The following is a 15,372-nucleotide window of genomic DNA, read 5'->3' as shown; positions in this document are numbered from 1 at the left end:
AGTGAAGAATTCTCTTCTTAATCCAATTTAAACGATTTTTTCCGGAACGCGTCGATGCTGGTCCAGTCGGAATTCTTCTCGGAGGCGGATGGCGGACCCGTTGCCGTGGACAATGCCGGCGGCCGGGGAGATGTGCTTCTCGTCTGTGAACACGCCTCGCGGCGCCTGCCGGAACGCTATGGCGATCTCGGGCTTTCCGCGGATGCGCTCGCCTCCCATATCGCCTGGGATCCGGGAGCGCTTGCCGTCTCCCGGCTGATGTCGAAGAGCCTCGACGCGACGCTGATCCACCAGCGGTTTTCGCGGCTCATCTACGACTGCAACCGCCCGCCGGGTTCGCCTGCCGCGATCCGCGACGTGTCCGAAGTCTTCCGGATCCCCGGCAACGAGAACCTGTCCGAGGCGGAGAAATCCCGCCGCACCACGGCGCTCTACCTCCCGTTCCACGGCCGCATCCGCGAGGAGATCGCGGCGCGGCGGGCGAGGGGGCAGAAGACGGTGCTGGTCACCATTCACAGTTTCACGCCGGTCTATTTTGGTAAGGAACGGCCCGTGGAGATCGGCGTGCTTCACGATACCGACGCCCGGCTTGCAGACCGAATGCTGGAGGCAGCATCCGACACCCATCTTTACCGCGTCGAGCGCAACGAGCCTTATGGGCCGGCGGACGGCGTAACGCATACGCTGGAAGTCCACGCCCTGCCGGCGGGACTTCTCAACGTCATGATCGAAATCAGGAACGATCTGATAACGGACGAAATCGGCCAGGGGGTCGTGGCCGATTTCTTGACAGGATTGCTGCGGGAAAGCCTCGCAGACATCCAAGGATAAGACCCGGGGAGCAGCAGCTCGCATGCCCGCGGTTAAATCTCCGCGGGAAGGACAAACCGGATGGCCGCGATGGCGCGGTCTTTCTGCCAACAGGGGGAAGTCATGTCCGATTATACCGAAGGCGACAAAAAGCAGGACATTCATATCCTGCATTCCATGGGTTATGCGCAGGAACTCGAGCGCCGCATGAGCTCGTTTTCCAACTTCGCAATTTCCTTTTCCATCATTTGCATTCTCTCCGGCGGCATCAATTCGCTGGCGCAGGCGACGTCGGGTGTCGGCGGAGCCGCAATCGGCATCGGCTGGCCGATCGGCTGCATCATCTCTCTCTTCTTCGCACTCGGCATGGCGCAGATTTCATCCGCCTATCCGACGGCCGGCGGGCTTTATCACTGGAGTTCGATCCTCGGGACGCGCTTTACCGGCTGGCTCACCGCCTGGCTCAATCTGCTCGGACTGATCACCGTTCTCGGGGCGATCAACATCGGTACCGCCCTTTTCCTCGGCGGCACTTTCGGCGCACAGCTCGGCATTGCCGATACGACCGGCGTCGTTTCTCCGGGGATGCAGGTGGTTCTGGTGATCCTGTTCACCATCGTCCAGGCGGCGATCAACCATTTCGGCATCGGCCTCACCGCCAAGCTTACCGACTTCTCGGGCACGCTAATCCTGGTGACGGCGGCGGTCCTGACCATCGCCTGCCTCATCTACGCGCCGACGCACGATATTTCGCGGCTCTGGACTTTCACCAATTATTCCGGCGATGCGGGCGGGGCCGTTTGGCCGCAGTCCGACAGCATGTGGTATATCTTCGCGCTCGGGCTGCTGCTGCCGATCTACACGATCACCGGTTATGACGCCTCGGCGCATACGTCGGAGGAAACCAAGAAGGCGGCACTGTCGGTGCCCCGTTCGATGGTCTCCGCCGTGCTCTGGTCGTCGCTTGCCGGCTGGGTCATGCTGTCGGCCTTCGTCATCGCCATCCCGGACATGGCCGCAGGCGCCAAGCAGGGCTGGGCCGTGTTCTTCACCACCATCAACACCATCATGCCGGCCTGGCTGGTGACGGTGCTCTATGTCGCCATCTTCATCTCGCAGTTCCTCTGCGGGCTTGCGACCGTCACGTCATGCTCGCGAATGATCTTTGCGTTTTCGCGTGATGGCGGGATCCCGGTCGGCTCAAAGACGCTCGCAAGCGTCAGCCCGAAATTCCGTACCCCCGTCGCCGCGATCTGGACGGGGGCGGCTCTCGAAAGCCTGTTCGTCTGGGGCGCGCTGTTCATCTCGGTCGGCGAGGCGAGCCTCTACGTCACGGTCGTCAACGCGACCCTGATCTTCCTTTTCCTTTCCTTCCTCTTCCCGATCGTGCTCGGCATCTTCGCCTACGGCACCAAGAAATGGCCAGCGCCTGGCCCCTGGGATCTCGGCCAGGGCGTGTACAAGACAGTCGGCGTGCTGGCGACGCTCGGCATGGTGCTGATCATCTACATCGCCATCCAGCCGCCGAACGACAAGGTGCTTGCGGTCACCGTCGGCCTCATCGTCCTTGCGATAATCATCTGGTTCGCGGTCGAGAACAAGCGCTTCAAGGGCCCTCCGATCGGCGACATGATCGCCAAACGCAAGGCCGAAATCGCTGCTGCGGAAGCGGCAGTCGGCGAAACCGGAACGGTCTCGCCGGTACCGGGCGAATAACCTTCACCGACATCATTGGCGGAGGCCGCGATGTGCGGCCTCCGCCAAATGTTCAAAGGCCAGATGGATCGATCATGACCAGTCATTATTCTTTCGACGAACTCAAAAAAGATGTTGCCGAGGGCCGCATCGATACGATCATCGCTGCCCAGGTGGACATGCAGGGTCGCCTGATGGGCAAACGGTTCCAGGCGGAATATTTCGTCGAGAGCGCCTATCAGGAAACCCATAGCTGCAACTACCTTCTGGCGACCGATATCGAGATGGAGACCATCTCCGGCTACAAGGCGACCAGCTGGGAACAGGGTTACGGCGACTATACGATGAAGCCGGATCTTGCGACGCTACGCAAACTCCCCTGGCTCGAAGGCACGGCGCTGGTTCTCTGCGACGTGCTCGACCATCACACCCATGCGGACGTGCCGCATTCGCCGCGGGCCATCCTGAAGACCCAGGTGAAGCGGTTGGAAGCGATGGGCATGTCCGCCTTCATGGCGACCGAACTCGAATTCTTCCTGTTCGACCAGACCTACGATCAGGCCCGCGAAAGCAGCTATCGTAACCTCAAGCTGGCGAGCGGCTACAACGAGGACTACCACATCTTCCAGACCACCAAGGAAGAGGAGGTCATGCGGGCGATCCGCACCGGACTGCAGGGGGCCGGCATTCCGGTCGAGAATTCCAAGGGCGAGGCTTCGGCCGGCCAGGAGGAGATTAACGTCCGCTATGCCGATGCGCTGACCATGGCCGACCGGCACGTGATCATCAAGAATGCGTGCAAGGAGATCGCCTGGGGCAAGGGCAAGGCGATCACCTTCCTCGCCAAGTGGAACTATTCGGCGGCCGGCAGTTCGTCGCATATTCACCAGTCGCTGTGGAGCGCCGACGGCAAGACGCCGCTGTTCTTCGACAAGGACGACGAGCACGGCATGTCGGAACTGATGAAACATTATATCGCCGGGCTGCTCGCCCACGCGGGCGAGATCACCTATTTCCTGGCGCCCTACATCAATTCCTACAAGCGCTTCATGGCCGGCACGTTCGCGCCGACCAAGGCCGTCTGGTCGAAGGACAACCGCACCGCGGGCTACCGTCTCTGTGGCGAGGCGACCAAGGGGATCCGCATCGAATGCCGTGTCGGCGGTTCCGATCTCAACCCCTATCTCGCCATGGCGGCGCTGATCGCTGCCGGAATCGACGGCGTCGAGAAGAAGATGACGCTGGAGCCGGCCTTCGTCGGCGATGCCTATGGCGGCAAGGGCATTCGCGAAATCCCGAAAACGTTGCGCGATGCGATCGATCTGATGAACGGATCGGAACTGCTGCGGTCTGCATTCGGCGACGATGTCATCGACCACTATGTCCGCGCCGGCCAATGGGAGCAGGAGGAATACGATCGCCGCGTGACGGATTGGGAAGTGGCACGCGGTTTCGAGAGGGCTTGAGATAATCGCAACCGATTTTCGATTGTTGAGATTTGGTCAATAATCGGCTAGGTTGAATTGGTTCATTGAGGGCTGATATCGTGGCTGAGATCGACAGCGAATGGTTTTACGAAAAGCTGAAGGAGATGGGGTCGTCCAATGTTGAGCTCGCCAGGTTCCTGAAGCTCGATCCAAGCTCGGTTTCACGCATGCTCAAAGGCGAGCGAAAGATGAGCGCGGACGAGCAGGACGGGGTTTCGGCCTTTCTCGGCATTCCTCTGGAAGTGGTTGCCATTCATCGCAGAGGTGAAGGTGGGATCTCCGGCTTTGCCGAAAAGAAGCAGGATGCCTATTCGGCGGAAGGCGGTTCTCCTATGCCCGATCCATCCGAGAAGATGTTCACGGAAGACGACATCATCTACAAGGAAGGCAAGCGCTGGATGGAGCGGGAGGACGGGACGCTGATAGAACTGCATCCCATATTCGGCAGCATGAAGGGAACGATCACGGTTATGCCCGGCGTCGACCTGACGGCGCCGATGGACTGGGATTACGAATGGGGCGAGAAGCTCTATAATGAGTGAGTCCTATCTGCTCGACACATGTGCGGTCATATGGATGACCCATAACGAACTCCTTGCCGCTAGGGCTGCCGATGCCGTTAGCGGCTCCAAGGCCATGGGTATTCCTGTTTATGTGTCCACCGCCACGGCATGGGAAATGGCCATGCTGGTGGCCCGGGGGCGTATCCATGAGACAAAGGATGCCAAACGCTGGTACGACAGTTTCAGGCAGGAAACAGAGGTAGCCGAGAAGTCGGTGACTGCCGATCTTTTCATGGCATCCTGTATCCTGCCCCAGCCCATCCACAAGGACCCGATCGACCGAATCCTGATCGCAACCGCTCGCGAACACGACCTGACCATCATCACGCGTGATCGTGCGATCCTTTCCTATGGTGCAGCGGGCCATGTCCGCACACTTGCCTGCTGAATTTCTGGAGTTTGTATCAATGACGATGATCCAATGTATCTCGCCGGTCGACGGTTCGGTTTATGCCGAGCGTCCGGCCATGTCGGCGGAAGCGGCCGGCGAAGCTATCGGGCGCGCACGGCATGCGCAGAAGGCCTGGGCGAAGCGGCCGCTCGAGGAGCGTGTCCAGCTCGTGCTTAAGGGCGTTGCACGGCTCAACGAGATGGTCGACGAGGTGGTGCCGGAACTCGCATGGATGATGGGCCGGCCGGTGCGTTACGGCGGCGAGTTCAAGGGGTTCAACGAGCGCTCCAATTATGTGGCCTCGATCGCCGCCGATGCGCTGGCGCCGCTGCGCGTCGAGGACAGCGCCACGTTCGAACGGCGCATCGAACGTGAGCCGCATGGCGTGGTCTTTGTCATCGCGCCCTGGAACTATCCCTATATGACGGCTATCAACACCATCGCGCCGGCGCTGATGGCCGGCAATGCGGTCGTCATCAAGCACGCTTCCCAGACGCTGCTCGTCGGCGAGCGGATGGTGCGTGCCTTCGTCGAGGCCGGTGTTCCGGAAGACGTCTTCCAGAATATCTTCCTCGACCACGCGACGTCGGCCAAGCTGATTTCCGAAGGGTTGTTCAACTTCATCAACTTCACGGGCTCGGTTGAGGGCGGGCGGTCGATCGAGCGGGCCGCTGCCGGCACCTTTACCGGCATCGGCCTCGAACTTGGCGGCAAGGACCCCGGTTATGTGATGGAGGACGCCGATCTCGATGCTGCCGTCGACACGCTGATGGACGGCGCGACCTACAATTCCGGCCAGTGCTGCTGCGGCATCGAGCGCATCTACGTTCACGAATCGCTCTACGATTCTTTCGTCGAGAAGTCGGTCGCCTGGGTGTCGAACTACAAGCTTGGCAACCCGCTCGACAAGGAAACCACGCTCGGGCCGATGGCCAACAAGCGCTTCGCCAAGGTGGTGCGCCAGCAGATCTCTGACGCGGTGGCGAGTGGCGCCAAGGCACTCGTCGATCCGAAGCTTTTCCCCGCCGACGACGGCGGCGCCTATCTTGCGCCGCAGATCCTGGTCGATGTCGACCACTCGATGGAGATCATGCGGGAAGAGACGTTTGGCCCGGCCGTCGGCATCATGAGGGTGAGGTCTGACGATGAGGCGATCAGTTATATGAACGACAGCCGCTATGGGCTGACAGCGTCGCTGTGGACGCCGGATGTCGACCGCGCCAACCGGATCGGCAGCCAGCTCGAAACCGGCACGGTGTTCATGAACCGCGCCGATTATCTCGACCCGGCGCTGGTCTGGACCGGCGTCAAGGAAACCGGGCGCGGCGGTTCGCTCTCCGTCCTCGGCTTCCACAACCTGACCCGCCCGAAATCCTACCACCTGAAGAAGGTCACGAAATGAATATCGTCGCGAACTGGAGCTATCCGACCGCCGTCAAGCTGGGCCGCGGACGGATCAAGGAACTGGCGGACGCCTGCAAGACGCTCGGCCTCAAGACACCGCTTCTGGTCACCGATCGGGGACTGGCCTCGATGGCGATCACCGGCCATGCGCTCGACGTGCTCGAAGAGGCTGGCCTCGGCCGGGCGATCTTTGCCGATGTCGATCCGAACCCGAACGAGAACAACCTCGAAGCCGGCGTCAGAGCCTACAAAGACGGCGGCCATGACGGCGTCGTCGCCTTCGGCGGCGGTTCGGGCCTCGATCTCGGCAAGCTGATCGCCTTCATGGCCGGCCAGACGCGGCCGGTCTGGGATTTCGAGGATATCGGCGACTGGTGGACCCGCGCCGACGCTTCGAAGATCGCACCGATCGTCGCGGTGCCGACCACGGCCGGAACCGGGTCTGAAGTCGGCCGGGCAGGGGTGCTCACCAATTCCGTCACCCATGTAAAGAAGATCATCTTCCACCCGAAACTGCTGCCCGGCGTCGTCATCTGCGATCCGGAACTGACGATGGGCATGCCGAAGGCGATTACCGTCGGCACCGGCATGGATGCGTTCGCGCATTGCCTGGAGGCCTATTCGTCGCCCTTCTACCATCCGATGTCCGGCGGGATCGCGCTCGAAGGCATGCGGCTCGTCAAGGAATTCCTGCCACGCGCCTACAAGGACGGACAGGACCTCGAAGCCCGCACCAACATGATGTCGGCTGCAGCGATGGGAGCGGTCGCCTTCCAGAAGGGGCTTGGCGCCATCCATTCGCTGTCGCATCCGATCGGGGCCGTCTACAATACCCATCACGGCATGACCAATGCGGTCGTGATGCCGCCGGTGCTGCGCTTCAACCGTCCGGCAATCGAAGAGAAGATCGCCCGCGCCGCGGCCTATCTCGGCATCGCCGGCGGGTTCGACGGGTTCTACGATTACGTCTTGTCGCTGCGTACCGAACTCAACGTTCCCGAAAATCTCACGGCGATGGGAATCAAGCCGGACCGAATCGATGAACTGACGGCGATGGCGATGGAGGACCCGAGTTGCGGCGGCAACCCCGTCACCATGACGATGGAGAATACCAAAGCGCTTTTCCTCGACTGCTTTTAAGTCTTTGGGGTTCTCGAAAGATCGGCATTGAAGAAGCCCGGAGGCCCAAACCTCCGGGCTTTTCCGCGTTTTAGCGCCAAAAGCTAAATCTCCTGAGTGATATTAATGGTGGTTAAATTTGCAATTCGTTAACCATGTTTGGAAAGGATGTGCCCATGACACCATGCTTCCCGGTGTCCTCGTGAGCGATGTGGCTCAAGACTTGTTCGAGGACCGAAAATGCCTGTAATTTCCTTTGCCAACGCCAAGGGCGGAGCCGGAAAAACGACCGCTGCGCTCCTGCTCGCTACCGAACTTGCCTATCAGGGTTTTCGCGTCACCGTCATCGATGCCGACCCGCAGCGCTGGATCAGCCAGTGGTTCGAGACCTCCGGCACCGTGCGCAATATCGAAGTGGTATCGGAAGTCACGCTCGCATCGCTGCAATGTCATCTTCGGGAAATGGCATCGCGCACCGACTATTTCATCATCGACCTCGCCGGCGCCCGTGATGCGCTGGTCACCACGGCGATCGGGCTTTCCGACCACGTGATGATCCCGGTCCAGGGTTCCGCCATGGACGCCAAGGGTGCGGCGCAGATCCTCGACCTTCTGAGCTACATGAAGGAGAAGGCCGGCCTGGTGATCCCGCATTCGGTCGTGCTGACGCGCGTTACCTCGATGGTCACCACCAAGGCGCTGCTGACCATCAAAGGGCTTCTGGCAGCCCGCGGTGTGCATGTCCTCGATACGCCGATCGGTGAACGCATCGCCTTCAAGGAACTCTTCGAGACCGGCGGGACGCTCCATACGCTCGATCAGGCCAAGGTCAGCAATCTCGACAAGGCGAAGGAAAACGCCCGGTCTTACGCACAGGAAGTCATGCGTCTCATGCCCGTCAAGATCACCCGGTCCGTCGCGTCGCGCCTCTTCGGATTGGGCCGCTACGCGGCCTGATCACCATTGGACTTCTGTTCATTCCAGGACTAGGAGGCGGTTGGTTCGAAAGAGCCGACCGCCTTTGCATATGCACTGGCCGCCTGGGTAGCTGCGGCTGCGGTTCCGATCAGTGCGGGCTCTTCCAGATTGGCCGGAACGCTGCGCGCGGCGACGAAACGGTCGCGCATCTGACGCCAGTTCTGCTGGGCGAGGTTGCTGATTTCATTCGGCTGCATTCCGGATGTCGTCAGGATCTCGACCGTCAGCAGGTCGAATCGATCCTGCGAATGCATATAGCTCCAGCCGATCAGTCTGCATTGGGGAAGCGACGCGACGAGGGCGTGCAGCATTTGCTCGAGCGCGATACGTTCGGGAGCGCCCAGCAGGACTTCGTCGTGGGCGAGTGGTATTGCAATCGATTTTTCATGATCTTTTTCGGCATGGCGACGGAAACCAGGCGGGCCGGAATTTTCAAGCATGACCTGGTTGCAGACAAAGATGCAGCGATTGCAGATCGCCGTGGCTGCCGGACCGGCAATGATCATCTCGACAGTGCGGCGGTTCTCACCACAGAAGGAGCAGACATTTCCGTCGTCGCCGCGTCCGAAGAGGAGGGACAGGGCGCCTTTCAGTCTCGTTGGGAAGTTCATTCCATCCACCCCGATGTACATTCCACCCCGATGTACATTTTTCTCGCGAAAAACTAGGGCTTCTTTTGGCCGAAGCCAGATTGCCAGGCAAACAAAAAGCCGTCGGCAGCGGGTGCCGACGGCTGATGGGTTGTTCTGGATCCTACTCGGTAAATTCCACCGTGGTGCCGGGCTTGACCATCTTGGCGAGTTCCCTTGCGTCCCAGTTGGTCAGGCGCACGCAACCGTGGCTGTTGGTCTTGCCGATCTTGGAAGGTTCCGGCGTGCCGTGGATGCCGTAGGTGGGCTTCGAGAGCGCAATCCAGACCGTGCCGACCGGACCGTTCGGACCCGGCGGGATCTGCAGGATCTGGTCGTTGTTGCCTTGTTTGAAATTGATCTTCGGATTGTAGGTATAGCCGGGATCGAGGGCGATGCGTTCGACCGAGTGTGTGCCGGTCGGCGAAGGCGTGTCGGTCGAGCCGATGGTTGCAGGATAAGCCGCCACCAGCTTGCCGTCGGCGCCGTAGGCAAAAACCTGCTTCCTGCCCTTGTCGGCGATGATGCGGGTGACCTGCCCGACCTTCGGCTGGCCGGGATTGATGACCTTGATGGTCGAGCCGGGGATGGTGAAATCCACGCCGGGATTGAGCGCCTTGAGATAACCTTCGTCCATGTGGAACTGCTCGGCGAGCTTTTCGGTCACCGACGTATAGGACATGGCCGGCAGCTGCGATTTGTGCGCATAGTCTTCCGGGATCGACGCGACGTAGGGACCGGCGGCATCGGCGGGGGTGATTGTGTAGTCGACGATCGGCAGGCCGCCCGAATAGGTCAGCCGCTGCAGGATGTCCTCGGAATTGTTCGGATCGAGCGTCTCGCCGGTCATTTCCTGCCAGGCGGCGATCGCCTTGTTGACGTTGTCGCCGAGATGGCCGTCGATGACGCCGGGCGAGATGCCTTCACGGTCCAGAAAGACCTGAAGTGCTGCGATCTGGGCCTGCGGCTTCTTGGTGACGGTGATGATCGGCTTCTGCGGCAGAAGCGTTTCCGCCGGCGGCTGGTCCGGTTCGATCGAGGCTTCCTGCGGATAGCCGGTGTCGGGGAGGGCCTGATCATCGAGCGGCATACGGCTGACCGAGCCTCGTCCCGGGATCCCGCCGGTAATGGCACCTGGTTCGCCCGGTCGATATTCGCGGTAGTCGCGATAACCGCCGGCACCCTGCTGATAGCCGCCAGTGTCGCGCGGAGACCGGTAGCCGCCCGGTACCGGCGGATATTCCTGCGTCCGGTTGGGGCGATAGGTTTCCTGGCGGACCTCGGTTGCGACGACATTGCCGAAATGATCGATCAGAACGCGGCGACCCATGCCGTCGCGGCTGATGACGACATCGCCGCGATCGGGCACGTAGTCTAGTATCGAGCCGTCAGGAGCGACGAGCATCGTTTCCGAGGGATAGCGGCCATAACGGTTTTGCGCCTCGGCGGCGGGAATTCCCTGTGCCGCGGTCAAGATCACCAGGCTTGCGCATGCAAAAAATAGCCGCTTCACGATGTCACCGACTTCCTTGTTACTACTTAAGCGTAATCGGGAAATCGGACATTGGTTCCCGCCCGTTCGCCTGTCGCCACAGACAAGTTAATTTTGACCGTAGTGTGGAAAAAGTGAATTCGTCATGAACACACCGTTAAATTCGCTTCACGATCGGTTAGAAGTTTTGACGAAACCGTGAAGGGAATGATTATGAAGGCTTTTTCCGCTGCTAACGGGCCGAGGATTTTTCTCGACGAGAGCTCGGTTCTTGATATCGGGGGCTGTTTCATCGGCGATGTGGACCTTGCTCCGGGCCGGGCCATTCCCGACGACGGTGATCCGCGAATCGATCATTCGCTCGAAGGGTTCCTCTTCACCTGCGGGCCTGACCATATTCGTCATCCCGAGGCCATCGAAGGCGCCGCTGACGGCCGGAAATATCCGCTGCATGGGTCCTTCTCCTCCCACCCGGCCGAAATCCTGTTCTGGGATGCGCAGGGGCCGGATGCGGAATGCCGTGCCCGCGTGCCGCTGACCATTGCGACCGGCGAGACGGCTGTCCTCGAACGCCACTGGCGGATCGATGGTGCGACGGGCGAGGTGAGCCTGTCGGACAAGGTCACCAATACCGGCACAAAGCCCTTTGCACGGGTGCATATGTATCACATGAATATCGGCGCCTGGCTGTTCGACGACCAGGTCCGGCTGACCGGCAGGATGCTCGACAAAGGCGGCTTCCCCTGGACCTTCGGCGGCGAGACCGGCGGCATATTCTGCGTGCCGGCGATCGTGGAGGGCGAGCAATGGGCCGAAATCGCGCTCGGGCCGATCGCGGCGATCGGCGGGCTGACGCTGAAGGTGAAGTTCAGGACCGACACGCTGCCGCATCTGCAGGTCTGGCGGAACCAGAAGGCGCCGGCGCATGTACTCGGCATCGAGCCAGTTTCGCATCGCCTGGCAAGCCGCCAGGAACTTGAGGCGAATGGGGAACTCGGGTGGGTCAAGCCCGGCGAAAGTGTCGAATACGGCCTACGCTTCTGCTTCGTCTGAGAGTTGTCGTTCGGCGATTGACGCCCAAAGGGCACCGTCGTAATGCTTGCGCCTCAAATAGAACGGAGGGCTAAGTCCATGGATATCCGCCAGATCAACGACGAGTATTCCGTCACCGGCCAGATCACCGTCGAGGAACTCGACCAGGTCAAGGCCATGGGTTTCAAGTCGGTCGTCTGCCATCGTCCCGATGACGAGGAGCCGGGCCAGCCGCATTTTGCGCAGATCGAAGCCCGCGCGAAGGAACTCGGCCTCGACATCCGCCACATCCCGGTCGGCCGCATGGGCGTCGACGAACAGGGCGTCAAGGCGATGGTCGATGCGCTCGACGAATTCCCGCGCCCGATGCTCGGCTTCTGCCGGTCGGGCGCCCGTTCGACGGCGATCTACGAAAAGAGCCAGCATCTGCGCGGCTAAAGATTTTCCGCGGCCTCGTGCCTTTTGCGCGGGGCCTCTTCCTGAAGCTCAATTTTTTTGAGGAGAATTCCATGAGCATCCAGCGCATCGAGCCTGCCGCCCGCATGAGCGGCGCCGTCGTCCACGGCAACACCGTTTATCTCGCCGGCCAAGTCGGCGAAGGCGAGAGCGTCACCGACCAGTGCAAGGACGCGCTCGCCGAAGTCGACCGCCTGCTGGCAGCCGCCGGTTCCAACAAGTCGAAGATCCTGCAGACGATCATCTATCTCTCGGACATCGCCTATTTCGGTGAAATGAACGCCGTTTGGGAAAGCTGGGTTGATCCGGCCAACCCGCCGGCCCGCGCCACCAGCGAAGCCAAGCTCGCTGCGCCGAAATACAAGGTCGAGTTCATCGTCACGGCCGCGATCTGATCGCTGCGCTATTGATTCAAAAAGCCGGCATATCGTTCTGATAGGCCGGCTTTTTCTATTTCAGGCCCTTTCGCGGATCTGGGTCAGCGTCCTTGCCGGCGTGATCGCTTCCGGGTCCAGCCTGACCTCGATGATCGAGGGCTTGCCGCTGGCGCGCGCCCGCTCGTAGGCAGGGCCGAATTCTTCCGTCTTCTCAACCAGTTCGCCATGACCGCCGAAGGCCTTGGCGTAGGCGACGAAATCCGGGTTGACGAGGTCGGTGGCGCTGACGCGGCCCGGATATTCCCGCTCCTGATGCATGCGGATCGTGCCATAGATGCCGTTGTTGACGAGCACCGTGATGATCGGCAGTCCATAGCGGACGGCGGTGATGAATTCCTGGCCATGCATCATGAAGCAGCCGTCGCCGGCAAAGCAGACGACTTCGCGTTCCGGAAACAGCTGCTTGGCGGCAACGGCGGCGGGCAGGCCGTAGCCCATCGAGCCGGAGGTGGGGGCGGACTGGGTATTGTATTTCCGGAAGCGGTGGAAGCGGTGCAGCCAGGTGGCGTAATTGCCGGCGCCGTTGGTGAAGATCGCGTTGTCGGGCACGTTTTCCTCGATCCATTGCATGATCGGGCCCATCCTGACCGGGCCGGGGCCGGCCTCAGGCGGCGTCGACCATTTGAGGTAGGCGTCGTGCAGCGCCGATTTCCGTTCGGCCCAGAGCGGCAGGGCGGGTGGTTCGAGGTCCTTCAGCGCGGCGACGAATTCCGCTGGCGCGGCGCAGATCGCCAGGTCCGGCCGGTACATGCGGCCGAGTTCTTCCGGGTCGGGGAAGATGTGGACGAGCTTCTGTTGCGGGTAGGGAATGTCGATCAGCGTGTAGCTGGAGGAGGGCATTTCCGACATGCGGCTGCCGATTAGTACCAGCAGGTCCGCCTCCTTGACCGCCTTGGCGAGCACGGGATTGATGCCGATGCCGACATCCCCCGCATAGGAGGGGTGGAGGTGATCGAACAGCATCTGGCGGCGGAAGGAGCAGCCGACCGGGATCTTGAAACGGCTGGCGAAAGCCTGGAAATCGGCAACGGCCTGTTCGCTCCAGCGGGTACCGCCGAGAATGAACATCGGACGCTGAGCGTTCTTCAGCATGATTTCGAACGCTGCGATCTGGCTTTTTCCGGGATGGCTTTCGACCGGCATATAGGCGCGGGCTTCAGGCGCCTCGACTTCATCGACCAGCATGTCTTCCGGCAGTGTCAGTACGACCGGGCCGGGACGGCCGGAGGTGGCGACCGCAAAGGCGCGGGTGACGAATTCGGGGATGCGGCGGGCGTCGTCGATCTCGCCGACCCATTTGGCGAATTCGGTGAAGGCGCGGCGGTATTCGACTTCCTGAAAGGCTTCCCGTTCCTTCATGTCGCGGCCGATCTGGCCGACGAAAAGGATCATCGGGATCGAATCCTGCTTAGCGATGTGCAGGCCGGCCGAGGCGTTGGTGGCGCCTGGGCCGCGGGTCACCATGCAGATGCCCGGCTCGCCGGTGAGGCGGCCCCAGCTGTCGGCCATCATCGCGGCGCCGCCTTCCTGGCGGCAGACGAGCACCTCGATGCCGCTTTCATGCAGCGCGTCGAGCACGGCGAGATAGCTTTCTCCGGGCACGCAGGAGATGCGCTTGACGCCGTTAGCCTTCAGCGCCTCGACGATGAGCTGCCCTCCGGTCTTGATGACGGTGTTCATTTTTCTCTCCCCTCTTTTTCGATTTGATCGAGCTGCGCCAGCACGTCAGCGGTATGTTCGCCAAGCGCCGGGCTCGGCCGGTGATAGACAAGCGGCGTTTCCGACAGGACGATCGGGCTGCGCACGCCGGGAATGACCGTACCGTCGGCTGCCTCGAGGTCGATTCGGAGCCCGCGCTCCTTGACCTGCGGATCGTTAAACATTTCGGCAATCGAATTGATCGGCCCGGCCGGCACGGCATTGTCACCGCAGGCGGCGAGCAGCTCGGCCTTTTTCCATTTCGACGTCTGCGCGAGGATCAGCCGGCGCACTTCGACGCGGTTGGCGACGCGCGCCTTGTTGGTGGCGAAACGCTCGTCTTCGGCCATCCCATCGATGCCGAGGATGCGGCAGAGGCGGCGGAACTGGCCGTCATTGCCGATGGCGAGAATGAGATACCCGTCTTCGGTGGCTAGGACCTCGTAGGGGCTGATGTTCGGATGGGCATTGCCAAGCCGCACCGGCGCCTCGCCGGAAACCAGGTAATTCATGTTCTGGTTGGCGAGGATGCCGGCCTGGACGTCGAGCAGCGCCATGTCGACATGCTGGCCTTCGCCGGTTTTCATCGCATGGATCAGCGCGCCCTGGATGGCGGTCACCGCATAGATGCCAGTGAAGATGTCGGCGATCGCGACGCCAGCCTTCATCGGCTGGCCATCCGGCTCGCCGGTAATCGACATGAAGCCCGACATGCCCTGGACGATGTAATCGTATCCGGCGAGATTGGCGTAGGGGCCGTTCTGGCCGAAACCGGTGATCGAGCAATAGATCAGCTTCGGATTGATCTTTTTCAGGCTCTCGTAGTCGAGCCCGTATTTGACGAGGCCGCCGAGCTTGAAGTTCTCGATCAGCACGTCGGCGGTCGCGGCCAGCCGACGGACGATGTCCTGGCCTTCCTCCGTCTTCAGGTCGACGGCGATCGAGCGTTTGCCGCGGTTGGTGGAGTGGTAATAGGCGGCCGACAGGTTTTCGCCGTCCTTGCCTTCGACGAAGGGCGGCCCCCAGGCGCGGGTATCGTCGCCGCCATCGGGATTTTCCACCTTGATGACGTCGGCGCCCATGTCCGCCAGCATCTGGCCGGCCCAGGGACCGGCAAGCACGCGGGCGAGTTCGATGACACGGATGCCGGTAAGCGGCGGTTTTTTAGGGGTCTGGGTCAT

The 15,372-nt window shown here is 61.3% G+C and carries 15 protein-coding genes; 11 read left to right on the top strand and 4 right to left on the bottom strand.

The window, feature by feature from the left end; translation table 11 throughout:
* The first annotated feature begins 54 nt into the window (after positions 1 to 54).
* The 8 genes from RG540_RS11000 to RG540_RS10965 all read left to right on the top strand — a co-directional run bounded on the left by RG540_RS11000 (position 55) and on the right by RG540_RS10965 (position 8,426).
* Positions 55 to 831, top strand: a complete 777-nt coding sequence (locus RG540_RS11000) for an N-formylglutamate amidohydrolase (RefSeq protein WP_038587693.1) — start codon at positions 55 to 57, stop codon at positions 829 to 831.
* Between the two features lie 102 nt (positions 832 to 933).
* On the top strand, positions 934 to 2,526 hold the full coding sequence (locus RG540_RS10995; protein WP_038593539.1) for an amino acid permease: 1,593 nt from the start codon (positions 934 to 936) through the stop codon (positions 2,524 to 2,526).
* Between the two features lie 74 nt (positions 2,527 to 2,600).
* Entirely contained in the window at positions 2,601 to 3,971 is a 1,371-nt protein-coding gene (locus tag RG540_RS10990; protein WP_038587690.1) for a glutamine synthetase family protein, read from the top strand.
* Positions 3,972 to 4,051: 80 nt separating this feature from the next.
* The gene (locus RG540_RS10985; protein ID WP_157884611.1) at positions 4,052 to 4,534 is read left to right on the top strand and encodes a helix-turn-helix domain-containing protein; all 483 of its coding nucleotides are present in this window, start codon (positions 4,052 to 4,054) and stop codon (positions 4,532 to 4,534) included.
* Complete coding sequence (locus tag RG540_RS10980) at positions 4,527 to 4,943, top strand: type II toxin-antitoxin system VapC family toxin (RefSeq protein ID WP_038587688.1); 417 nt, start codon at positions 4,527 to 4,529, stop codon at positions 4,941 to 4,943. Before RG540_RS10985 ends, RG540_RS10980 begins: the two co-directional genes overlap by 8 nt.
* Before the next feature lie 19 nt (positions 4,944 to 4,962).
* On the top strand, positions 4,963 to 6,348 hold the full coding sequence (locus tag RG540_RS10975) for an aldehyde dehydrogenase family protein (protein ID WP_038587684.1): 1,386 nt from the start codon (positions 4,963 to 4,965) through the stop codon (positions 6,346 to 6,348).
* Positions 6,345 to 7,490: an iron-containing alcohol dehydrogenase gene (locus RG540_RS10970; protein ID WP_038587679.1), complete on the top strand. Its 1,146-nt coding sequence runs from the start codon at positions 6,345 to 6,347 to the stop codon at positions 7,488 to 7,490. Before RG540_RS10975 ends, RG540_RS10970 begins: the two co-directional genes overlap by 4 nt.
* 219 nt (positions 7,491 to 7,709) lie before the next feature.
* Complete coding sequence (locus RG540_RS10965) at positions 7,710 to 8,426, top strand: ParA family protein (RefSeq protein ID WP_038587676.1); 717 nt, start codon at positions 7,710 to 7,712, stop codon at positions 8,424 to 8,426.
* 29 nt (positions 8,427 to 8,455) lie between these two features.
* Here the strand turns inward: RG540_RS10965 and RG540_RS10960 are convergent, their stop codons facing one another.
* Positions 8,456 to 9,058 carry a ClpX C4-type zinc finger protein gene (locus RG540_RS10960; RefSeq protein WP_157884610.1) on the bottom strand — a complete coding sequence of 201 codons (603 nt, stop codon included), beginning with the start codon at positions 9,056 to 9,058 and terminating at the stop codon, positions 8,456 to 8,458.
* Between the two features lie 142 nt (positions 9,059 to 9,200).
* Positions 9,201 to 10,589, bottom strand: a complete 1,389-nt coding sequence (locus tag RG540_RS10955; protein ID WP_407668889.1) for a L,D-transpeptidase — start codon at positions 10,587 to 10,589, stop codon at positions 9,201 to 9,203.
* Positions 10,590 to 10,781: 192 nt separating this feature from the next.
* Here RG540_RS10955 and RG540_RS10950 point away from each other — a divergent pair, with 192 nt between their 5' ends.
* The 3 genes from RG540_RS10950 to RG540_RS10940 all read left to right on the top strand — a co-directional run bounded on the left by RG540_RS10950 (position 10,782) and on the right by RG540_RS10940 (position 12,451).
* Positions 10,782 to 11,621, top strand: coding sequence for a DUF4432 family protein (locus RG540_RS10950; protein WP_038587667.1), 840 nt, complete (start codon positions 10,782 to 10,784; stop codon positions 11,619 to 11,621).
* A gap of 78 nt (positions 11,622 to 11,699) precedes the next feature.
* Positions 11,700 to 12,038 carry a TIGR01244 family sulfur transferase gene (locus RG540_RS10945; protein ID WP_038587664.1) on the top strand — a complete coding sequence of 113 codons (339 nt, stop codon included), beginning with the start codon at positions 11,700 to 11,702 and terminating at the stop codon, positions 12,036 to 12,038.
* A gap of 71 nt (positions 12,039 to 12,109) precedes the next feature.
* Entirely contained in the window at positions 12,110 to 12,451 is a 342-nt protein-coding gene (locus tag RG540_RS10940) for a RidA family protein (RefSeq protein ID WP_038587660.1), read from the top strand.
* A gap of 60 nt (positions 12,452 to 12,511) precedes the next feature.
* Here the strand turns inward: RG540_RS10940 and RG540_RS10935 are convergent, their stop codons facing one another.
* Both RG540_RS10935 and RG540_RS10930 read right to left on the bottom strand, forming a co-directional pair.
* Positions 12,512 to 14,173 (bottom strand): thiamine pyrophosphate-binding protein, encoded by a 1,662-nt coding sequence (locus RG540_RS10935; protein WP_038587656.1) that lies wholly within the window; start codon positions 14,171 to 14,173, stop codon positions 12,512 to 12,514.
* Complete coding sequence (locus RG540_RS10930) at positions 14,170 to 15,372, bottom strand: CaiB/BaiF CoA transferase family protein (protein WP_038587653.1); 1,203 nt, start codon at positions 15,370 to 15,372, stop codon at positions 14,170 to 14,172. The genes RG540_RS10935 and RG540_RS10930 overlap by 4 nt, the downstream gene beginning before the upstream one ends.

Source organism: Neorhizobium galegae bv. orientalis str. HAMBI 540, assembly GCF_000731315.1.
Lineage (GTDB): Bacteria > Pseudomonadota > Alphaproteobacteria > Rhizobiales > Rhizobiaceae > Neorhizobium > Neorhizobium galegae.
Note: the sequence above shows the minus strand (reverse complement) of the source record. Positions and strands in the feature narration are given on the sequence as shown.